At 66.7% G+C, this 19108-nt stretch carries 20 protein-coding genes and 2 tRNA genes; 15 read left to right on the top strand and 7 right to left on the bottom strand.

All coding sequences use genetic code 11. The features are described 5' to 3' along the window. Positions 1-6: 6 nt before the first annotated feature. Entirely contained in the window at positions 7-1092 is a 1086-nt protein-coding gene (locus ABWI07_RS09465; RefSeq protein ID WP_149262642.1) for a phosphotransferase family protein, read from the bottom strand. A gap of 438 nt (positions 1093-1530) precedes the next feature. Here ABWI07_RS09465 and ABWI07_RS09460 point away from each other — a divergent pair, with 438 nt between their 5' ends. Further along, positions 1531-2244 (top strand): hypothetical protein, encoded by a 714-nt coding sequence (locus tag ABWI07_RS09460; protein WP_200842220.1) that lies wholly within the window; start codon positions 1531-1533, stop codon positions 2242-2244. 5 nt (positions 2245-2249) lie between these two features. Here the strand turns inward: ABWI07_RS09460 and pdxR are convergent, their stop codons facing one another. Beyond that, the gene (gene pdxR / locus ABWI07_RS09455) at positions 2250-3533 is read right to left on the bottom strand and encodes a MocR-like pyridoxine biosynthesis transcription factor PdxR (protein ID WP_502912813.1); all 1284 of its coding nucleotides are present in this window, start codon (positions 3531-3533) and stop codon (positions 2250-2252) included. 153 nt (positions 3534-3686) lie between these two features. Between pdxR and ABWI07_RS09450 the strand changes: the two genes are divergently transcribed. The 5 genes from ABWI07_RS09450 to ABWI07_RS09430 all read left to right on the top strand — a co-directional run bounded on the left by ABWI07_RS09450 (position 3687) and on the right by ABWI07_RS09430 (position 5993). Then, complete coding sequence (locus ABWI07_RS09450; RefSeq protein ID WP_353818234.1) at positions 3687-4337, top strand: pyridoxamine 5'-phosphate oxidase family protein; 651 nt, start codon at positions 3687-3689, stop codon at positions 4335-4337. A gap of 52 nt (positions 4338-4389) precedes the next feature. After that, positions 4390-4986, top strand: coding sequence for an oligoribonuclease (gene orn / locus ABWI07_RS09445; RefSeq protein WP_353818233.1), 597 nt, complete (start codon positions 4390-4392; stop codon positions 4984-4986). A gap of 54 nt (positions 4987-5040) precedes the next feature. Beyond that, positions 5041-5116, top strand: a tRNA-His gene (locus ABWI07_RS09440). A gap of 150 nt (positions 5117-5266) precedes the next feature. Then, on the top strand, positions 5267-5836 hold the full coding sequence (locus tag ABWI07_RS09435) for a response regulator transcription factor (RefSeq protein WP_149262637.1): 570 nt from the start codon (positions 5267-5269) through the stop codon (positions 5834-5836). 84 nt (positions 5837-5920) lie between these two features. Further along, positions 5921-5993 (top strand) — tRNA-Lys (locus ABWI07_RS09430). Between the two features lie 449 nt (positions 5994-6442). Here ABWI07_RS09430 and ABWI07_RS09425 read toward each other — a convergent pair. Further along, positions 6443-6832 carry an ATP-binding protein gene (locus ABWI07_RS09425; protein WP_353818408.1) on the bottom strand — a complete coding sequence of 130 codons (390 nt, stop codon included), beginning with the start codon at positions 6830-6832 and terminating at the stop codon, positions 6443-6445. A gap of 138 nt (positions 6833-6970) precedes the next feature. Between ABWI07_RS09425 and ABWI07_RS09420 the strand changes: the two genes are divergently transcribed. Both ABWI07_RS09420 and ABWI07_RS09415 read left to right on the top strand, forming a co-directional pair. Continuing rightward, positions 6971-7786, top strand: coding sequence for a helix-turn-helix domain-containing protein (locus ABWI07_RS09420; RefSeq protein WP_353818232.1), 816 nt, complete (start codon positions 6971-6973; stop codon positions 7784-7786). Beyond that, the gene (locus tag ABWI07_RS09415) at positions 7783-7977 is read left to right on the top strand and encodes a DUF397 domain-containing protein (protein WP_353818231.1); all 195 of its coding nucleotides are present in this window, start codon (positions 7783-7785) and stop codon (positions 7975-7977) included. Before ABWI07_RS09420 ends, ABWI07_RS09415 begins: the two co-directional genes overlap by 4 nt. A 279-nt stretch (positions 7978-8256) precedes the next feature. Here ABWI07_RS09415 and ABWI07_RS09410 read toward each other — a convergent pair whose 3' ends face one another. Next, positions 8257-9609 carry a DNA cytosine methyltransferase gene (locus tag ABWI07_RS09410; RefSeq protein WP_353818230.1) on the bottom strand — a complete coding sequence of 451 codons (1353 nt, stop codon included), beginning with the start codon at positions 9607-9609 and terminating at the stop codon, positions 8257-8259. 186 nt (positions 9610-9795) lie between these two features. Further along, entirely contained in the window at positions 9796-10449 is a 654-nt protein-coding gene (locus tag ABWI07_RS09405) for a KpnI family restriction enzyme N-terminal domain-containing protein (RefSeq protein ID WP_353818229.1), read from the bottom strand. 158 nt (positions 10450-10607) lie between these two features. Here ABWI07_RS09405 and ABWI07_RS09400 point away from each other — a divergent pair, with 158 nt between their 5' ends. Genes ABWI07_RS09400 through ABWI07_RS09390 form a run of 3 tightly spaced genes read left to right on the top strand, consistent with a single transcriptional unit; the run spans position 10608 to position 14678 of the window. Continuing rightward, a complete protein-coding gene (locus ABWI07_RS09400; RefSeq protein WP_353818228.1) occupies positions 10608-12023 on the top strand; it encodes a ParB/RepB/Spo0J family partition protein in 1416 nt (471 codons plus the stop codon). A gap of 2 nt (positions 12024-12025) precedes the next feature. Continuing rightward, complete coding sequence (locus tag ABWI07_RS09395; RefSeq protein WP_353818227.1) at positions 12026-13855, top strand: DEAD/DEAH box helicase; 1830 nt, start codon at positions 12026-12028, stop codon at positions 13853-13855. Positions 13856-13883: 28 nt separating this feature from the next. Continuing rightward, positions 13884-14678 (top strand): protein NO VEIN domain-containing protein, encoded by a 795-nt coding sequence (locus tag ABWI07_RS09390; protein WP_353818226.1) that lies wholly within the window; start codon positions 13884-13886, stop codon positions 14676-14678. Here the strand turns inward: ABWI07_RS09390 and ABWI07_RS09385 are convergent. Further along, the gene (locus ABWI07_RS09385; RefSeq protein WP_353818225.1) at positions 14664-15158 is read right to left on the bottom strand and encodes a very short patch repair endonuclease; all 495 of its coding nucleotides are present in this window, start codon (positions 15156-15158) and stop codon (positions 14664-14666) included. The two genes, ABWI07_RS09390 and ABWI07_RS09385, sit on opposite strands and share 15 nt — an antisense overlap. A 4-nt stretch (positions 15159-15162) precedes the next feature. Then, positions 15163-15381, bottom strand: a complete 219-nt coding sequence (locus tag ABWI07_RS09380; RefSeq protein ID WP_353818224.1) for a DUF6881 domain-containing protein — start codon at positions 15379-15381, stop codon at positions 15163-15165. Positions 15382-15470: 89 nt separating this feature from the next. On the opposite strand from ABWI07_RS09380, the gene ABWI07_RS09375 reads away from it, so the two are divergent. The 4 genes from ABWI07_RS09375 to ABWI07_RS09360 all read left to right on the top strand — a co-directional run bounded on the left by ABWI07_RS09375 (position 15471) and on the right by ABWI07_RS09360 (position 19095). Beyond that, the gene (locus ABWI07_RS09375) at positions 15471-15632 is read left to right on the top strand and encodes a hypothetical protein (RefSeq protein WP_353818223.1); all 162 of its coding nucleotides are present in this window, start codon (positions 15471-15473) and stop codon (positions 15630-15632) included. 213 nt (positions 15633-15845) lie between these two features. Next, on the top strand, positions 15846-15977 hold the full coding sequence (locus ABWI07_RS09370) for a hypothetical protein (RefSeq protein WP_353818222.1): 132 nt from the start codon (positions 15846-15848) through the stop codon (positions 15975-15977). A 114-nt stretch (positions 15978-16091) separates the two neighbouring features. After that, positions 16092-18185 carry a hypothetical protein gene (locus ABWI07_RS09365; RefSeq protein ID WP_353818221.1) on the top strand — a complete coding sequence of 698 codons (2094 nt, stop codon included), beginning with the start codon at positions 16092-16094 and terminating at the stop codon, positions 18183-18185. After that, positions 18175-19095: a hypothetical protein gene (locus ABWI07_RS09360; protein WP_353818220.1), complete on the top strand. Its 921-nt coding sequence runs from the start codon at positions 18175-18177 to the stop codon at positions 19093-19095. Before ABWI07_RS09365 ends, ABWI07_RS09360 begins: the two co-directional genes overlap by 11 nt. Positions 19096-19108: the final 13 nt, after the last annotated feature.

Genomic DNA, 19108 nt, shown 5'->3' with positions numbered 1-19108 from the left:
GGGGGCTTACCAGACCGAGCCGGCGTCGAGCGTGCGGTGTGCCCGATCCAGTAGGACGGGCACGCCGCCGCCGATCTGATCGAAGCCCTCACCGACCGTCGCCTTCTGCAGATAGCGGGCGTGGATGCCCTCCAGGATCACCGCCAGCTTGAAGCACGCGAACGCGACGTAGAAGTCGAGGTCGGCCAGGTCGAACCCGGTCAGCTCGGCGTATCGTCCGGCGAACTCGCGGCGGGTGAGGAAGCCGGGGGCGGACGTGATCGTCGCGCCGACCGGGAGCTGCTCGGCGTCGGCGGCCTCCGCCCAGTAGACGAGCGTCAGCCCGAGGTCGGACAGCGGGTCGCCGAGCGTCGACATCTCCCAGTCGACGACGGCCGCGATCTCCGGGCGCGGCTCCAGCCGGGCGAGCGCGTTGTCGAGCCGGAAGTCGCCGTGGACGAGACGCGCCGGGGCGTCCGCCGGCAGCCGCTCGGCCAGCCGGGCGACCAGCCGGTCGTACTCGGGCAGCTCGCGGGCGGCGCCGGTGGCGCGGACGGCCTCCTGCGAGCTGTCCCACTGCTTGCCCCAGCGCTTGAGCTGGCGGGCCATGTAGCCGCTCGGACGTCCGAAGTCGCCCAGCCCCACCTTCTCCACGTCGACCGTGTGGATCGCGGCGAGCGCCTCGGCAAGCGCGTCGCTGAGGCCGCGCGCCTGCTCGGGCGTGATGTCGGCGGCGTCCTCCCGCGTGCGCAGGACCCGGCCCTCGACGAAGTCCATGAGGTAGAAGCGGGCGCCGATGACCTCCTCGTCGTCGCAGAACGCCAGCGTCGTCGGCACCGGCACCGCGGTCCCCTGGCCGAGGGCCGACAGGACGCGGTACTCGCGGCCCATGTCGTGCGCCGTCGGCAGCACGTGGCCGAGCGGCGGCCTGCGCAGCACGATGCGGCGGCCCCCGTCCAGGGTGATGCCGTACGTGAGGTTCGACCGCCCGCCCGCGATCAGGTCGATCGCGGTGATCCGTCCCGATCCGGGCAGCTCGCGGGCCAGCCAGGCCGCCAGCCGGGGGACGTCGATACCGGGCACTCCGGCGGGCAGTTCTGCGTCAACGGTCATGACCCATTATTAGAACGCGGCTCGGTCGGGGGTGTGAACCCCACCCGGGTACCGCCGTGCGGTCCGTGACGCCCCGGCCACTTCCGGCCGACTTCCAGCCGCTTGTCATCCGATCTCCAGGGACGGCGATGACCTGCGCGGACGCGGGCATCTTCCGCCCCTCTTCCCGCAAGGTGAGTGATTCGACCGAACACCCGGGAGGAAAAAGGTGACACAAGGTGGAATGCTCGGACACGCGGGGTGCCCGTCTGCACTACCCAATCGAACCGGATCAAACCCGGCGCGAGGGGTCGGCAGCCGTCATCCCGCCCATTGAGGCGGCGGGCTGGACGGACGAGTCCTCGCTTGACCAAGAGAAGTAACTGACCACTCGGGGGTCTGACCGCCCGATTGGGGGGACGCACCGTGGCAGACGCATGGCTGCCAGGAGCCGGCCGCATGCCGGCGCGAAACGACGGCGGAGCGTTGCGAGGAGGTGCCCCGCGCGCCGTCTGGTGCGCCGAGGAGCACGACCCGCACACCGTCTCCGCGCGCTCGGTGGCCGCCGACCTGCTGAAGGAGGACCGGCCCGCCCACCTGGTGTGGCACCCCGGCACCGGCGAGATCGTCCAACTCCTGCCCATCACCCGCGCCGCCCGGCTGCTCGGCGGCGCGCTCGGGCGGGAGGGCCGCGTCTGCGCGCAGATCATGGTGGTGGCCCAGTCGCGGTCGCCGTTCACCGGATCTCCGCTCGCCGGCATCGACGCCATCGTCCAGTGGCTGGAGGCATGGGGAGTCGCACGGCGCTGGCCCGCCGGACCCCCGCTCCCGTCCCCGCAGTCGTACCACGCGCAGCGCAACCGCAAGGAATGGGCGCGCGGCGGGCACTACGGCGCCTCCCAGGTGCCGCTCCTGGACCGGCCCGACCCCGGCGCCATCGACGTCCGGCGCATCACCGGACCCGACACCCCGGTCGCCCCCATCCCGAAGCCCCGCCTCCCCGGAACCCCCACCGGCCCCCGGCTCGTGGCGCCGCGGCCCCGCACGCCTGAGCCCGTCCGGTCGTCCGATCCCGTCCGCACTCCGCAGAACGACGCGCCGGCCTCGCGTCCCGGACCGCTGCACCCCGCGTCGGAGCCCGTGCCCGTCGGACCGAGCGCCCTGTCGAACTGACGCCGTCACCCGACCAGCGTCCGGACGATCTCGCAGCCCTTGCGCAGCTCGGCGAGGGTCGCGGCGGAGCCGTAGCCGATCACCAGGCCGGAGGTGCGCACCGGGCCCGCGTGGTGGCGGGTCAGCGTCTCCACCAGGACGCCGCGCCGGGCCGCCTCGTCCGCGGCGCGCGAGGCCGCCGGCTCCGGGACGTCCACCACCAGGTGCAGGCCGGCCGTGTCGCCGCGCAGGGGCAGGCCGTCCAGCGCCTGCACGACCACGTCGCGGCGCCGGGCGTACTCCGCGCGCATGCGGCGGACGTATCTATCCAGGTCACCCCGTTCCAGGAGGAGTCTCAACGCGTCCTGCGGGACCACGGCGGTGCGGTCGTTCAGCTCCTCCCTCCGGAGCGCCACCTCCGCCACCAGGTCGGGACGCCCCACCAGCCAGCCGACGCCCATGTCCGCGGTGAGGATCTTGGCGGTCGTGCCCAGGTAGACGACGACCTCCGGGTCCAGGCCATAGAGGGCGGGCAGAGGCGCGACGTCGTAGCGGAACTCCCCGTCGTAGTCGTCTTCGGCGATGAGCGCCCCATTGCGCCGCGCCCAAGCCAGCAGAGCCTGCCTGCGCGGGACGGGCAGCACGCCGCCCATGGGGAACTGGTGCGAAGGCGTCGTATAGACGATGCGCAGGTCATCGGGCAAGTCGTCGGTGATGAGGCCGTGCTCGTCCACAGGACAGGGAACGATTTCGGCCCCACGTCCATTCAGCACCGCGCGTGCCCTGCCATAGCCGGGCTCCTCCACACCGACCCGGTCCCCAGGGCGGAGGACGGTCGCGGCAAGCAGATCGAGCCCGTTCGTCGCTCCCCGCGTGACCAGAAGCCCGTCCACAGGACACGCCACACCGCGGCTACGCCTGATGTAGTCGGCGAGCGCCTCCCTTAGGCCAGGCAACCCATGCGGGTCTTGACGCTGCTGAGGCGGCATCCCCGCAGCAAGACGCCATGCCCTGCGCCATGCGGGTGTATCCAGGGCCCCGATCCAGGCGAGACCGGGCCGCAGGTCGATCTCGTGTGGGCCCGCAGCCCTCCGCACTGGCTCCTTCTCCACCACCTGGGGCTTCGGCATAGGCGCGGCGGCGACGCCCTCAGTCACATACGTGCCGGACCCATGCCGTCCTTCCAGCCAGCCCTCCGCGTAGAGCTGCTCATAGGCCTCGGTGACCACCGTCCGGCTGACCCCCAGCAGACCCGCCAGAGCCCTACTGGACGGAAGCCGCTCGCCCGCGGCAAGCCGTCCCTCCCCCATGGCGGCACGCAACTGCCCGACGAGCTGCGCGCTCATCGGCTCCGGCACATCCCGCTCCACGGCCAGGGGCAGATCGATCGACAAAGTGGTCACCCGCTATCCGCGCCAAGTGGCCATACCTGCCAGGCCACTCGCCTCCTAGCGTAAACGGACATGAACCCGCTCGCCGCGACCGCCCGCACCCGCCCAGGCCGCCTGGGGGAACGTTCCAGCACTGACCGCTCCGTCCTGTACGAGATCCTCGACGACGGCATGATCTGCCACCTCGGCCTCGTCGTGGACGGCTCGCCCCGCGTCCTCCCCACCGGCTACGGCCGCCTGGACGACACCCTCTACGTCCACGGCTCCACCGGAGCGAGCAGCCTCAGGGCCGGGCCGTCCCAGGACATCTGCGTGACGGTCACCCACGTGGACGGGCTGGTCCTCGCCCGCTCCCTGTTCAACCACTCGATCAACTACCGCAGTGCCATCGTCTACGGGACGCCCCGCCTCGTCGACGACCCGGAGGAGAAGCTGACCGGCCTCCGCGTCATCACCGAGCAACTGACCCCAGGCCAGTGGGACGCGGCCCGCCAGCCCAACCGCAAGGAGCTGGCCGCCACCTCCGTCCTGGCCCTCTCCCTGGACGAGGCCTCCGTGAAGGTGCGGCAGGGCCCGCCTGAGGACGAAGAGGAGGACTACGCCCTCGACGTCTGGGCCGGCGTGGTGCCCGTCCGCCAGACGTTCGGCCCGCCGGCCCCCGATCCCCTACTCCGTCCCGGCATCCCCATCCCCGGACATATCGCCCGGCGCGTGACCTCCTAAATCGATCGCCCGCGATGCCCCGCGCAGTCGTTCATGGCCGTAGGGTAAGTGCATGAACGAGCGGCTGGTCTGGATCGACTGCGAGATGACGGGACTCGACCTGCGCAACGACGCGCTCATCGAGATAGCCGCGCTGGTCACCGACAGCGAGCTCAACATCCTGGACGAGGGCGTCGACGTGGTGATCAAACCGCCGCCCGAGTCGGTCACCCAGATGACCAAGGTCGTCCGCGACATGCACACCACGTCCGGCCTGCTGAAAGCGCTCCCCAGCGGCGTCACCCTCGCCGAGGCCGAGGACGTCGTCCTCAAGTACATCAAGACCCACGTCAAGGACGCCAAGAAGGCCCCCCTCTGCGGCAACTCCATCGCGACCGACCGCTCGTTCCTGGCCCGCGACATGCCGTCCCTGGACGCCCACCTGCACTACCGCATGGTCGACGTCTCCTCGATCAAGGAGCTGGCCCGGCGCTGGTACCCCCGCGTCTACTTCGCCAGCCCCGAGAAGAAGGGCGGCCACCGCGCCCTGGCGGACATCACGGAGAGCATCCAGGAACTCCGCTACTACCGCGCCGCCGTCTTCGTCCAGCAGCCCGGCCCCGACTCCGACACGGCGCGCTCCATCGCCGCTCAGGTGGCCTCCGGCTGACCCACCCCGAAGAAGCCGCTACACTACTGGAAGCCGGGAGCGATCCCGGCCACGGTGGGTGTAGCTCAGCTGGCAGAGCACTTGGTTGTGGTCCAAGATGTCGGGGGTTCAAGTCCCCTCACTCACCCCAGTCCTCAGGGCCTGGTCGTCCGCCGACGATCAGGCCCTGACGTCGTTCCGGTCTCGATACGGGCACTGTGCGTGCGGGTTCATCGACCTTCGTAGATCATCCGGTTATGCTCCGACTCTAGAATTGTCAACCACACGCCAAGGGCGACGGATGAGTGTGGACGAGACGGCCCCGCTGCGCGTACTCGTGGTGGACGGTGATGCCCGGGGCAGAGCTGATGTGATCTCCGTACTGGACGCCAGCGACGAGTTCCAGGTCGTCGCCGACACCCCCGACCCGGCCGCGGCGGTTCCCCTGGCCGAGCGCCTGCGTCCCGACGTCATACTCCTGGACGCGGCCGCCGTTGATCACACGACGCCTCTCTGCACCTCGTCCCGGGTCTTCGTGCTGGCCTCAGATGATCAACCCGCCGTCGAGGCCGCCCTTCGCGCCGGCGCCAGCGGCCACCTCGTCCCCGGCTCCTTCACGGCGCACGACCTCGTCCGCGGCGTCCGCCATGCGTCCCGCACCACCCTGGGGCTGTCCGCCCGCGAGGCCGAGGTCATGGACCTGATCGCCACCGGCCGGTCCAACGGCGAGATCGCCCGCCAGCTCTTCCTCAGCGAGAAGACGGTCAAGAACCACGTCAACCGCATCTACGCCAAGCTCGGCGTCAGCTCCCGGGCCACCGCGATCGCCCTGTGGCGCGGCATGATGAGCGTCCTCCCGGGCCGCGAGTAAACCGATTCGCACTGGTCCGCAGGGCCTGATACTGTTCTTCCTGTCGCGAGGGACCCCGGCCCACCGCCGAGGCCCGTACGACAGGCGCCGTTAGCTCAATTGGCAGAGCAGCGGACTCTTAATCCGCGGGTTCGGGGTTCAAGTCCCTGACGGCGCACCCGCTACCCCCAAGGGCGTACACCGATCATCGGCGTGCGCCCTGTTTGTTTTCATTGCAGCCGCCGTCGCGGTTTGGTCTCCAAAGGGCTCGGAACACTCCCCCGATGCAGGAGTCACAGCGCCGGCCGCCCGAAGAGCGGCCGACTGAACGTAGCGACATGTCGTGCTGAGTTGAGCGTGGCCCGGGATGCGCTGAATCACGTGGATGCTCACGCCCTGCTCGTCGAGCAGCACCCCCGCAGTGGGCCGCCGTCGTGCAGGCGGTAGCTGTCCGCTCCGATCGCGTAGGCGAGGCTTCCAGGCTTCCCAGTTGCACGCGCTTGGATCGGACGCCGTCTAGACCGCAGTAGGCAAGTCCCCAGCCCCTGTCAGGTGTCGCGGCGTGTCCACGCCAGGACCCCCCATGACGACGGACACGCCGCGAACATTAGGTATTCGATGGGGTGGTCACGGTTGGATGCGTGACCAGACCCACTTGCCGCCGGCCGGGTCGCCGGTGACGCCGCACTTGGTCGACAGCGCCTGGACAATGTGCAGGCCCCAGCCGCCGTTGTCGTCGAACGCCTCCTCCGACATGTCCAGGTCGTCGAGGGTGAGCTCCTTCATCGGCTTGGTCTGGGGCAGGGCGTAGTCGGCGTCCCAGACGGCGATGACGATGCCGTGCCTGTCCCGGCTGAGCTGGAGGCGAATCTCCTCGTGCGGCGTCTGCCGGGCCGCATTGGTAACGAGCTCCGAGACGATCAGAAGCGCATTGTCCAGAATGTGAAAATAGCACCATTTGCGGATCCACGCGTCCACAAGAGTACGAGCTAGCCCTACTGCGGACGGTGTTCCCATAAGGGGCATAAGCAGATCCCCGTTCGCCTTCATCACCATCGCCCCGCCCTCGCCCGAGATTCTGAATTCATGTGGCAAGGATCACTGGCAAGCTCTAGTTTCGCCTGTATCAAGAGGAACCGAAAACAGGGAGCAGCGATGGTGATCGTTCGAGACCCGCTCGACCCCAAGGTCTCCATGTGGCATTTTCTTGCCTACTACCTCCGGTTCACGAGGGAGAGGGAAGGGCTGTCACTTACCCAGTGGGGCAAGATCATTGGAATGGCGCGATCAAGTGTTTCGAACATCGAAGCCGGGCGAGCGAAGCTTCAGGTCGACTATGCCAGGCGGCTCGATGTCAAGTTCGAAACCGGTGGGCTGTTTGAGTTGCTGCTCTGGTATGCCCGGATGGCCCACGATCCGAACTGGTTCAAGCAATACAGCCAGCACGAAAGGCAGGCAGCGGAGATTAAGGTCTTCCACGGGCAGGCGGTGCCGCTGCTTCTGCAGACCGACGACTACACACGGGCCTATGGCCGCCTCAGTACAGCCAAGGACCGCGAGGGAGTACTGGCTGGGCGACTAGCCCGCAAGCGCGCCGTCCTTGAGAGGGAAGACCCTCCCTACATCTGGGCGCTGCTGGACGAGTCGGCGCTGGCCCGCCGGGTTGGAGGCGATGCGGTCATGCGGGCTCAGCTCCAACACCTCCTCGAAATGGCGGAGCGCTGGAACGTGATCTTGCGGATCGTTCCGTTCTTGGCGGGTGAGCACCTCGGCTCGGAAGGCTTCTTCCAACTGATCGGTCTCCCTGATCGCGACATCGCCTACGCGGGCGCCCAAGGCGCGGGACGCTTGATCGAAATGCCAGACGAGATCAAGGAGTTTGCTGATACTTTCGAACGTATCGGCGCAAAGGCTGACTCTCAGGACGCCTCGCGCGAGCTGATCAGGCAGTACTTGGAGAGATACACATGATGATCCAGTGGCGCAAAAGTTCGTACAGCGGCACGGCGAACGACGATGTGTGCGTTGAGCTGGCACAACTAGCGCCAGGTGCTGGGATTGGGATACGGGACAGCAAGGATCCGGACGGAGGCCACCTCACCCTCTCCGCCACCCAGTTCGCCGACCTGATCGAGCAAATCAAGCAGGCCTCGGCCCGCTGACCGCCCTCTGGCCCGGCTCGCTCCCCGTACTCCAGGGCCAGCGTCGGCATCACGTGTCGGCCCCTCATCGACCGCCGCTAGGTCGCGCCCGCGGTATGCCCCGACACTGCGGGATCGGACGAAGCTCGCTGCGGCCCTGGCACGTCTGTCCAACCGCGAGCCGCCGCCGCAGACTGAGTCCGTCCTGAGCAGTGCCAGGGACTCCGGGGCTCAGCTTCTCATCGGCAGATCCGGGCCGAAGGAACCGGCTTCCGCGTCCTCCGCCCACTGCCCTTGATATCAGCTGATCTTCGTTCGGTATTGGGCGAACAACTGGTGGCGCTGGTGGTCGTCCTGCCCTATGAACGCCTTGAAGTCACCCAGCAGAAAAGCGACCTCACCACTTGAGCGCTGCTTCTCAAGTAGCTCAAAATCATGGCTGAGATGGACGAGTCGGCGCTCCACCTCCGGCTGCTCCAGCGGCGTCCCGTTTCGTTCCAGTTCAACAACCAACTGCTCAACCGTCATCGGACGCTTTCGCCCTAGCAGAACCTTGTAAACGGGGTCGAGGGTAACCTTGGACCGCTCGACGAGCGAGCGTGGGGATCCTTCCTGCAGGAGAGCCCTTCTGATCGCTACACCGAGCGCCTTGGCAACCGGCGGCGGAAATGCGTTGCCGATCTGCCGGTATCGAGAGGTCTTGCGGCCGAGAAATTCCCATTCGGCGAAGTCATCGCCGTACCACCCCTGGATGCGGGCGACCATCTCTACGGTCAGCATCGGGTACTGGACGCCTTCGACCCTGGGGTTCGTCGGACCGGGAGGGTCATCGGCGACTCCCTTGGCATCAACGCCCATCGCTTCCCAAGCCGCCTTGGCGCGGGTCGGGCCGAGGTCGGCGCCGCCATGCTTCTTCGAGCCGCCGACGATGGTCGGAGCGATGTTGTTGGCCTGCTTGACCCAGGCTTCGAGCCTTTCCGCACTCCAGTCGCCCTGCGCCATCAAGTCACGAAGCAGTTCGCCGACTGTGAGAGGACGTTCGGCCTGCGGCTCCGGCCAGTGGAAATACCGGGCGTACTCCTCCCTCATTGCAACAAGCACAAACCTAGGGCGGAGCTGCGAGACGCCGAACTGGTCGGCTTGGAGCAGCCGCCACTCGGCAACGTAGTCGAGTTCATTAAGCCGGTCCAAGACGTGCTTCCGATACGCCGTGAACCGGTTGGCGCTCAGACCCTTGACATTCTCCAAGAGGAGGGCTTTTGGTTTCATGCGGCCACACAACTCGACCGCCCAGGCGAACAGATCGCGTTCGTCGCTGGCACCCAACTGCTTACCGGCGATGCTGAACGGCGGGCACGGAACGCCTCCAGCCAGCAGATCTACATCCTCGTACTCGCCGAAGTCCCATTTTTCATCGAGGTACCATGTCTCAGGATCGGCTACGTCGCCAACCCTTACCGTTTCCTCGGCTTCTTTCTCCTCGTATCCCAGGACTTTGACGAGATTGTGGCGAAGCGTCCGGGCTGCGTTATCGTCTAGTTCGATCGCGAGGCGGTGGCGGAAGCCTGCCCGTTCCAACCCCAGTGACTGGCCGCCCGCACCTGCGCAGATTTCTACGACCTCAAGCGGCTTGCCCTCGGCTGCTCCGGACAAGTTGTTCTCCCTCCAAGCACCCTGGGAAGCTAGACGCGGATTGCGTTGCGCTCCGCTTGTGAAATCTAGACATCCGTCCCAGCCCCAGAGCAGGGCGCTTCCCACGCCTGAGTGTTCTGGTTCATGGGGTCACGAGCAGTGTGGCAGTTTACGGCCCGAGAGGACCTACGTCGACAACGCCGCGCTCTACCGCACCTCGCCCCTCAGCACTGAGAGAACTTCGGGGCGAGCGTCCGCTGGCAGGCGCCGATACGCCGACCAGACGCGGTCGAGGGGGGTCGAGACGCGGCGGTTGCGCTCGATCCACCGGCCGAGCCGCCTCTGATCCGCCGGATCGAGGACGCGGACGTCGGCGGCGAGCTCATCAGCTCTGGCCGGAGCGTCGGAGGAGCCGGCGCGGCAGCGCTTGCACTCGGTGAGCAGCAGTACCTCCTTACGGCCGTCCGGCAGCACCGTGGTCCGCCGTGTCACTGACAGCACCGCGGTCTTATTGGGATCGTCCGGGTACTCTTCCCCACCCGAGATGCCGCAGACGGTGCACAGGAAGTCGTCGCGCTCCATGACGGCTCTGATCTCCTTGGCCGACGGCGCCTTCCGGGGGGCGGCGGCACGTCTCTCCTTCGGGTCCCAGACCGCTGCCCCGATCCTGGCGAGTCGCTGCTCCTCGGCCGTGAGGCTCGCGTCCTCAGTGTTGGCCAAGATGACCCAGCCGTAGTCGCGCAGGTCGCGGACGCGGCGGTCAATCTGGGAGACCCCAGGGAAGGCGTCCCGCAGCTGCCCCTTGGTGAAGATGTTGCCCTCCCCCACCTCTTGCACCAGCCAGAGGGCGGCACGGACCATGCCGCCTCCTTTGAGGGCCGGGTCGTCCCAGGCAAGTGCGTTCACTCTGTCTCCCCTCACCTCAAAACGCTGGCGTGCGCCGGGTCCAGCAGCCGAGAGCGCGTGGTGCCCGGGGCCCACGGCGATCGCTACGCTAGCTCACTGGAGGGACGTTATTTATGGCTGCAAGCTTTGGCATACCGCCTGAAGGCGAGACGATCAGAGCGCTCGTCCAGGAGCGGCTCAAACAGGCCGTGGCCGAGGACGGCGCCAAGGTGACGGTCGACTGGCGGGACACCGGGCAGCGGCACCTCTATGTGATCGCTATGCCAGTCAGCATGCTGTATTTCAACCCGGACACCCACCGCGTCCGGGCGCAGCGCACCCTCGACCCCGACCGCGACAGGCTGCTCAATGAGCAGCCCTGGAGCGAAGAGGGCCAGGAGTACCTCCGCTACCTGCTGACCCGGGACCCAAAGGATCCGAGCAAGACCGATCCGGATTACACGACGCTTCTCGACGAGCTGGAAGAGTTCGGCCAGCGGGACCCCGGGATCATCAGCCCTAACGGCATCCTTGTCGACGGCAATACGCGCTGCGCTGCGCTCCGAGAGCTGGGGAGAGAGCACATCCGCGTCGGCGTCCTGCCAGAGGACACCGGCCGGGCCGATATCAACAGGGTCGAGCTGTCCCTGCAGCTGCGCCGCGACAAACGCCGCGACTACTCCTACCTCAACCGGCTCATAGCGGTTGAAGAAGAGCTTGCGGCAGGGCGCAAGCAGGAAGACGTCGCCAGGCAGTTCAACATCAAGCTTCCGACCCTCCAGCGCGACCGGTGGGTCTACGAGCTCATCAGGGATGCCATCGACCGCAGCAGGACGGAGGAGGGAGCAAGCCTCCGCCTGGTGGACTTCGAAGACCACCAGGAGAAGCTGCGGGAGCTGGCGCGCGACTACGCCAAGCTGGCTGCGAGCGACCCCGACGCCGCCGAGCGGTTGAAAGAGTCGCGCCTCGCCATGGTCGTCCTCAACCTTCCCAAGACGACGCTCCGCCTTGCCGAACCGGACTTCTATGAGCGCTTTCTGGAGAAGCGGCTCCCTGATTCGCTACGTCCGGATACCGAGGAGACAGTGGAGTCGGTCGGCATACCCGGGCTCGACGATGTGGTCATCCCTGATGATGCAGCTGACGTCAAAGCCGTCCGCAGCCTCACCGACAAGCTGCTGAAGGCGGATGCGGCCAGAAGGGCTCCGGACAAGGCCCCCTCTGAGGAGATCACTGCCGCGAACGCTGTCTTCGCTGCCGCGGAGGATGTGTTCAAGACGGCCACTGCACTCGCTGGAAGAGACTTCCAGCTCCGCAAGCGCCGGATCGCCGTCCCGGAGCGGGTGACGGATGCCGCGGAGTACATCGACCAGTGCGCTGCTGAGTTCGCCGAGGCGAAAGCCAAGCGTGCATTGGACGAAGACGCGTTCGACGACGCCCTCATCACTCTGCGCGAGAGCTTGGCGCGCCTGGCCAAGCAGGCAGGCAGAACCTTCACTTCGCCTGGCGACGGCATGGATTGGCTGCTCAACGCCACAAAGGACCGGTGACTGTGGAGGCCAGCACCGGGCCGAGCCTTGAGATCGGTTTTGGGGACGACGCGGTCACAGCCCGGTTCCACGTACGCAAAGACCTCACAGCAGACCTGCGTCGTCTCGCGCTGCGGTTCCAGAGCGGCATCCAGCGCACCCCCACCATTCTCGACATCGAGATCGACGACCTGCTCAGCAACCTCCGAGCCCTCCAGGCGTGGCCGGAGCCAAAGACCGTGCAGTGGGATCCGCAACTGGGCCAACTGGTCCGTGATTCCACCGCTGACGCCCAGACGGTCGCCCAACGGCTCACATCGCCAGCGCGTCCCGAAACCGAGCTCGGACCAGACGACCTCGAGGATCTACTCGGCCCCGACTGGACAGGTGACCTCACCTCCTTTCAGCGCCGGGACATCATCAAGCTCTTGTCCCTGCGCCACGGCGCGAATTTCTCTGTGCCCGGCGCCGGCAAGACCCGCGTCGGTCTGGCTGTCTTCCAAGCTCTGCGCCAGCGGGGTGAAGTCAGGCAGATGCTGGTAGTCGGCCCGAAGTCCGCCTACGAGTCCTGGTTGTTCGAGAACGAGGTGTGCTTCAGCCAACCTCTGCGGATCTCGGTGTACGGCAAGGGCCCCGCCCCGTCGTCCGACGTGCTGATCATCAACTACGAGCGGCTGGACAGCGCACTAGAGGACCTCGGCTCGTGGCTGTCGGCACGCCCCTCTCTGCTTCTGCTGGATGAGGCCCACCGTATGAAGGCCGGCCCCAGAGGTGTGTACGGCTCAGCATGCCTGGCTCTCGGCCCCCGCGCCCGCCGACGGCTCATCCTGACCGGGACGCCCGCCCCCAACGGCGCGAAAGATCTGGAGAATCTGTTCGGGTTCGTGTGGCCGGGCTATGGGCGCCAGCAAGTAATCCAAGCTGTGGGTGGCGGCAACCTCGAAAAGGCCAGTGCGGTTCTCCGCCCTCTGTTCACACGCACCACGAAGCGCGAGTTGGGGCTCCCTCCAGTCAGGACGACGATCAGACCTCTGAAGATGCCGTCCCTGCACAACGAGATCTACGAAGCCCTCGTCGGCAGGTTCTCCGCACGCGCCACCGGGTCTGAAGCCGACTTCCTCGCCTGGGGGAAGATCACGGTCTACCTGCTGATGGCCGCGACCAGTCCCGCGCTTCTCCACGCGGGCACGACTCGCTACGAGCCCTTGGAATACCAGGTCCCGCCGCTGCAGGTGCCGAAGGGATCGCAGCTGTCCGAGCTGCTGCGGGATCTGCCGATCTACGAGTTCTCCCCCAAGTACCGCGAAGCTCTGGCCATAGTGGACGCCAACGCTGCGCAGGGCCGGAAGACCCTGGTGTGGTCCACCTTCATTCGCAGCCTCAACACCCTCGAGCGGGTCCTCAAGAAGTATCGGCCCGCGGTAGTCCACGGCGGCACTGAGGACCGGGAAGCCGAGATCGCCCGTTTCCGCAATGACCCTGACTGCATGGTGCTGCTCTCGAACCCGGCCACCCTTGGAGAGGGCATCAGCCTTCACCACCGCTGCCATGACGCGGTCTATGTCGACCGTGACTTCGCCGCCGGGCGCTTCCTGCAGAGCCTGGACCGGATCCACCGCCTCGGCTTGGACCCCGAGACGGAGACCCGAGTCACTGTCTTGGCCTCCGAGGGGACCATCGACGAGGTCGTGAAGCTGCGACTGGATCAGAAGCTCGAGTTCATGGGTACGGTGCTGGACGACCCGGGCGTGAAGCAACTCTCCGATCTCGACGAGGAGCCAGCCGTCGGCGGCGGCCTCGACGAAGCCGACCTTCAGGCACTGATGGGCCACTTCCGTGCCCGTGCCTCCTGACCCTGTCCTGCGAGCCGCGGTCCGCTGGATGGAGAAGCTGCCCACCAACGGCCGTGCGAGGTGCCGGGCACTGTTCACCACCCATGCCGAATACAGCGACATCAGCCCCATGCAGTACGACGCGGCCTACAGGTGGCTGGAGGAGACGGGGCTTTTGGACAGCTCCGACGACATCCTGCCGACCGGCCAGCGAGTCTTTCGCGCAGTGGTCTCGACCGGGGACATCTCCTGGTTCCCAGATGCCGACCTCCATGTACGCGATCCGACTGAGCTACCCATCGATGCTGGGCGGGCAGCCGGGGCGCTCGGGCTCAGCGAACTACAGGCTTACCAGGAGATCCACGCCGCCTGGGGCAAGGTGGACACTGCAAAGCGCTCGCGAATCGGCGCTGCCGGTGAAGCCGGTCTCGTAGACCTGCTCTCTACATCGACTACCGCGAGAGTCGAACACGTCGCTGCCCACTCCGACGGATGCGGCTATGACGTCGCTGTCCTCGCCGGCCGACACAGTCTGCATATCGAGGCGAAGGCCACCACACGGCGCAACCGCCTGCCGCTCTTCCTGACCCGCCGCGAATACGAGGTGATGCGGCATGACCCGTCCTGGCAGCTTGTCGTCCTCCGGCTCACAGATGAACTCGCGGTCAACGCGGTCGGCTCTGTTGACAGCAACTGGATTGAGAAGCAGGTCCCAGACGACCAAGGGCCGTACGGACGCTGGGAGTCATGCCGGATCGACGTCCCGCCCGACCAAGTGGTCAGCGGGATTCCGCGACTCGCCCCCGTCCTTGCGAGTGGAGCCTCCCCGCTACTGGCCGGGTGAAGGACGAGTCCTTTCAGCCTCGCGGCGGCGGGATCGGACCGCTTCGCAGACCGTCTGGGCGCAGTCGTCGGGCGGCTCATGCTCCCAGAACCGCAGTACGAGCCAGCCGGCCTCTGCAAGACGCGCATCCGTATCCCGGTCGCGCTCCATGTTGCGACCGATCTTCCCGCGCCAGTACTCCGGATTGGTCTTGGGCGGCACGAAGTGCTCAGGACAGCCATGCCAGAAACAGCCGTCGATGAAGACAGCGACCCTCGTGGGCCGGAAGACGAGATCTGCAGTCCGGCGCATCCCCGTGAGCGGTTTTGCGGCCACCCGGTAGCGCAGGCCCGCAGCGTGAACCAGTGACCGAAGCGCCAGCTCGGGCGACGTGTCGCGATTCCGGTTGCCCAGCATGCTGCGGCGGTTCCCTGCTGACGATGCCCACGAGCCCTCCGGGGCCTGCCAGGTTTCGCCACTCACCGCATCGCCGCCAGGCACTGACTCACTCCTCTCGCATCGCGCCGACCCGGGCCCACATCTCTTCGAAGTCCCGCTCACTGATCGCACTGGACTGGAACTCGTCCTGGGCGGCGATTTCCGCCACCGTCCCGACAGGCACTCCCAAGAGAGCAGTCGCCCCGGCTTCATGGCGCTGGTCAGCGTACTCCAAGTGAAGCGCCCCAGGGCTGCTGAGAGCTCGGCCCTGAGAGGATCGAGTCATTGCACGTCCGTCCCTCTATCCCTGGACTGTGCAGCGCGGTTCGCATAGTCGCCGGAGTTCGAGCGGACTACCCCAGCGAGTGGTCGGCGATGAACGCCGTCGCCGCCAAGCGGGGAATCACCCCGACCGAGACGGTGCGCAGGTGGGTGCGTCGGGCCAAGGCCGACGCCGACGCCCGGCCAGGGACCACGAGCGAGGAGTCGGCGGAGCTATGGTGGATGAGGCTGAAGGACGCCGAGCTGCGGTGGTGAACGAGATCCTTAAGGCCGCGGCGGGTTTCTTCGTGGCCAAACTCGGCCGACCACCCGGGAACTGACCGCGACCATCGGCACGTTCCGCAAGGTGCTCGGATTCGAGCCGATCTGAGCCAGGATCAACGCCTCTATCGGCCGGGTCCGCGATGCGCTCGACAACGCTCTGATGAGGTCAACGATCGGGTCGTCCGCCTCGTCGGGGCTGTGCTGATGGAGCAGATCGACGATTGGCCCAAGGCTCGCCCGCGCATGGGACTTGAATCCCTGACCAAAGCACACCGACGCTTCATCGGGCGCGCGGCACCCGCACTCAAGATCAACGACTGGGCGCTCGCCCCTTAACCTGCAGAAACGGGATCAGGCGGAGATCAACTCTTTCACCGCTCCGCGAGACGCGCCCTTCATCAGGGGCGGGCATCGATGCTAATAGCGAAAGATCGAGCTAGCATCGATGCCATGCCAATCGCCGCCGATACATACCTACCGCCGGAGTACCTCCGCTGGCAGGAGCGGCTTTCCCATGAGTTTTTCGGCGGGAGGGAAGGGCAGCCCGTCGTCATGTTCATCGACCTCGATGAACTTCAACGTTTGGCCGATCCGGGCGAGGACCCGCTGCGTTCGCTTGCAGCTGCCATCAAGCGTCTGGTCAACCTCAACCGCGGCACCTCGATGTTCTCTGAGGTGAAACGGGTAGAAGCAATCTGGGCCGCGGGCCCCCAGGACCAGCCGCCGCCGACATTGCCAGTGCTCGCCCTCAGCGTGCTGGCTGCCTCAGAGATGCGAAGCGACGCTTCAGGATCGCGTCACAATTACTACATTCGCCTATCCCGCGCCCTGCTACCTGACGGAACCAACTCCGAGATCGAATCTCTTCGGCACTCGCTCCGCGAGCGCGGCGCTTTCACAGACGTGGTCGGCATGTGGCAGTGCATCCACCGTTGGATAGGTCGGCAGGCAGGAGCCTCCGGCACTTCCACGATCCCCGAGCACCCGGGGCTAAGTCGTATCGGCTATCCACTGTCGCAAACGCTCATCCGCCGGAGCGACCGCGCGGTTTTGACTCGGTTCTTCGACCGCATGCAGCTCAAGCGCGCGGGTGTGCCGTCACCCGAATCGCTGCTGACCTGCCTTGAAGTCTGGACGCACCGCCGCTCCCATGGCTTCAGCCACCGCTTCATCGAGGTGCTCAGGGACCCGGACGTCCAGGACTATTTGCGCCCACTCATCCACGATCTCGCCATCGCCTGGGACGGCAAGGTCATAACCGCCGAAGGTCTCCGACGGCTCGAGTTCCGGCTAGCGCTCGACCTCGACCGAGGCAGCGCCTGGTGGGTGATCCCGCGCATGGCCGACGCACCGGGCGACACCCTGACCGGCACGATGGGTGGCAACGAGTTCAGGGTGGTCATCACCTCCGATCCGTACAGCTCCATGTTTGAAGCGGAAGGGCTGCCACCCGTTACCCCATATCTCTTGACCCAGGGTCTGATGATGCGGGGGAACCTCTATGTAGCCGAGTTCCAGCCCGCGCGCTTCTTCGCCTTGGCGGACAACGCTGATGCCGGCGGCTGGACATCGGTCGATGCCATCCAGGCATACGAGGAGCACGTCCTTGTCGCGGCACCCGATCTTCGTCCCCTGGTCGAGCGCGCCCTCGAAATGGCAGCGGACCAGGGCTGGAACCGCATGAGCGACCAGATCGCGAGCGAAATACTTGATGGCTACTCCATCTACTACGGGGTGGTGTTCTCGGATGGCGATGCTTTGGAGCGGGCCCTGCGGATGCTGCCTGCCGCGCTCGCGGCCGGCATCCGACTCGGCACGACGGCTCGCCCAAGGCTCATCAATGGGCTGCCACTGCATCGCAACCTCAGCCGCCACACCTATCTCGCAGGCGGCGAACCTGATCTGGAGCTACCCGTCGGTGCCGAGCCGCGCGACGTCAGGGTGGTGCTGGACGGGGAGAGCCAGGTCTTCCGTGCCTCGAAATTCCCAATCCCCTTCTGCCGGTTCGGCCCGTACGGGGAAGGGGACCACACCATCGAGGCGGACGGGGAGACGCTGGCCTTCGTGGTGCGCCCCGGCTCCGGGGAGGCATACGACCCGCCCGGTATCGGCGGGTTGTCTTGGAGGCGGGGCGAGCTCGTACATTCTGAGAAGCGGAGAGGCGTCTGCGGCGCCTGGACCGAAGCACCTGACGAGGCGGACATCGTGCTCGTGCGCCGGGGTGCCATAGAAAATTGGCTGGTCGATCGGACCGGGCGGGTGACACTGCTCACGGAACCGGCGCTGCCGACCTTCGCCCCCGGTGTTTCCTTCATGTACTTCGAACTCCGCCGGGACCGAGGGGCATGGCTTTTGCAGAAGCGCTTGAGCCAACGGCCGGGCGCTGAGTGGCAGGCCACCCGCCTGCAGGCTGCTGAACCGGCCTTCCGGCCCCTCAGGCCGGAAGATCGCCGGGTATGGCACGAGGCAGTTGGGTCGGTGAGTACCAGCGACCAACTGTGGCCCCTCTACGTCAGCGCATACGAGCGTGCCGATGGACGCTGACCTGCTGCTGACTTGGATGAGCGAAGTGGGTTCCGGTGACGTCCGCGACCTTCGCCAGCGCGTTGCCTGGGCGGCGCGGGCTCGGGACCGCAGCCCTAAGAGATACGAATCAGGACGATGGCTGCGCGACATCTCCGCGCTCGGCCACGCCGAGATCGATTGGCAGCGCGGCAACTGGACGATCGCACCCGCCGTGGCGCCCCTGCTTCCCGCCGCAGGCGGCACAGCGGTGCTGGCAGGCAGTCGGCGCGTCGGCCTTCTCGACCGTCTGGAAAAGTCGATCGCCGTTCAAGTCCAGCGCCCGAAAGACGGCCACGGAGAGCCGCTGCCCGCGCCAGCGACCGTGTTCCTGCAGGGAGACAACTTTGGGCAACTCCGCGACTCACTGAAGGAAGCTGGCGTCCAGTACGTCGGATGCGCAGCCCGGAGCATTGCCAGGGGTCTGCTTCGGATAACGCTCGGTGACCCTGCCGCTCCTCCAGCACGCGACGATGCAGCCGAGCACATATCGGCAAATGCGGAGGACGTGCGATTCTGCGCCGGTCTGCCGAAAGGTGACGGGCTCTGCCGGATCTCGGTCAACGGCCGTCCGAGCTACCGCTACCGCTTGAACGGTAGCTGGTACCACACGGATCACGCCACAGGCATCCTGCTCGACCGCGCCGCCCGAGGAATCAGCGTCATGCGGTTCCGGGCAGAGCGCGTCTCCGACGACGAGGAGATCGGCACGGTCTTCATCGACCAGGGTGCTCCCCTGCCGCCGCTGCAAGCACGCGCCCTGGTGCTCTGCAGTGGGTTGCCCCCGCAGTTCGGCAACCTCGCCCGCACCGCGGTCTATCGCAACGTCCCGGAAGACATCGCCAGGTTGGTAGCCGAATCCATCCGCCAGCCGATGAGCGTATTCGCCTGATCACATCCGGAGG

This window comes from Actinomadura sp. NPDC000600, assembly GCF_040492135.1.
GTDB lineage: Bacteria > Actinomycetota > Actinomycetes > Streptosporangiales > Streptosporangiaceae > Spirillospora.
This window is presented reverse-complemented; position numbering and strand designations above follow the sequence as displayed.

What these genes read in the sequence shown, in the direction of transcription:
- ABWI07_RS09380 (WP_353818224.1), bottom strand. Translation starts at nt 15,381, where the DNA reads ATGACTCGATCCTCTCAGGGCCGAGCTCTCAGCAGCCCTGGGGCGCTT.
- ABWI07_RS09370 (WP_353818222.1), top strand. Translation starts at nt 15,846, where the DNA reads ATGGAGCAGATCGACGATTGGCCCAAGGCTCGCCCGCGCATGGGACTT.
- ABWI07_RS09420 (WP_353818232.1), top strand. Translation starts at nt 6,971, where the DNA reads ATGGTGATCGTTCGAGACCCGCTCGACCCCAAGGTCTCCATGTGGCAT.
- ABWI07_RS09405 (WP_353818229.1), bottom strand. Translation starts at nt 10,449, where the DNA reads ATGGTCCGTGCCGCCCTCTGGCTGGTGCAAGAGGTGGGGGAGGGCAAC.
- pdxR (WP_502912813.1), bottom strand. Translation starts at nt 3,533, where the DNA reads ATGGGGGAGGGACGGCTTGCCGCGGGCGAGCGGCTTCCGTCCAGTAGG.
- ABWI07_RS09365 (WP_353818221.1), top strand. Translation starts at nt 16,092, where the DNA reads ATGCCAATCGCCGCCGATACATACCTACCGCCGGAGTACCTCCGCTGG.
- ABWI07_RS09390 (WP_353818226.1), top strand. Translation starts at nt 13,884, where the DNA reads ATGGAGAAGCTGCCCACCAACGGCCGTGCGAGGTGCCGGGCACTGTTC.
- ABWI07_RS09375 (WP_353818223.1), top strand. Translation starts at nt 15,471, where the DNA reads ATGAACGCCGTCGCCGCCAAGCGGGGAATCACCCCGACCGAGACGGTG.
- ABWI07_RS09425 (WP_353818408.1), bottom strand. Translation starts at nt 6,832, where the DNA reads ATGGGAACACCGTCCGCAGTAGGGCTAGCTCGTACTCTTGTGGACGCG.
- ABWI07_RS09400 (WP_353818228.1), top strand. Translation starts at nt 10,608, where the DNA reads ATGGCTGCAAGCTTTGGCATACCGCCTGAAGGCGAGACGATCAGAGCG.
- ABWI07_RS09415 (WP_353818231.1), top strand. Translation starts at nt 7,783, where the DNA reads ATGATGATCCAGTGGCGCAAAAGTTCGTACAGCGGCACGGCGAACGAC.
- ABWI07_RS09460 (WP_200842220.1), top strand. Translation starts at nt 1,531, where the DNA reads ATGCCGGCGCGAAACGACGGCGGAGCGTTGCGAGGAGGTGCCCCGCGC.
- ABWI07_RS09450 (WP_353818234.1), top strand. Translation starts at nt 3,687, where the DNA reads ATGAACCCGCTCGCCGCGACCGCCCGCACCCGCCCAGGCCGCCTGGGG.
- orn (WP_353818233.1), top strand. Translation starts at nt 4,390, where the DNA reads ATGAACGAGCGGCTGGTCTGGATCGACTGCGAGATGACGGGACTCGAC.
- ABWI07_RS09465 (WP_149262642.1), bottom strand. Translation starts at nt 1,092, where the DNA reads ATGACCGTTGACGCAGAACTGCCCGCCGGAGTGCCCGGTATCGACGTC.
- ABWI07_RS09360 (WP_353818220.1), top strand. Translation starts at nt 18,175, where the DNA reads ATGGACGCTGACCTGCTGCTGACTTGGATGAGCGAAGTGGGTTCCGGT.
- ABWI07_RS09435 (WP_149262637.1), top strand. Translation starts at nt 5,267, where the DNA reads ATGAGTGTGGACGAGACGGCCCCGCTGCGCGTACTCGTGGTGGACGGT.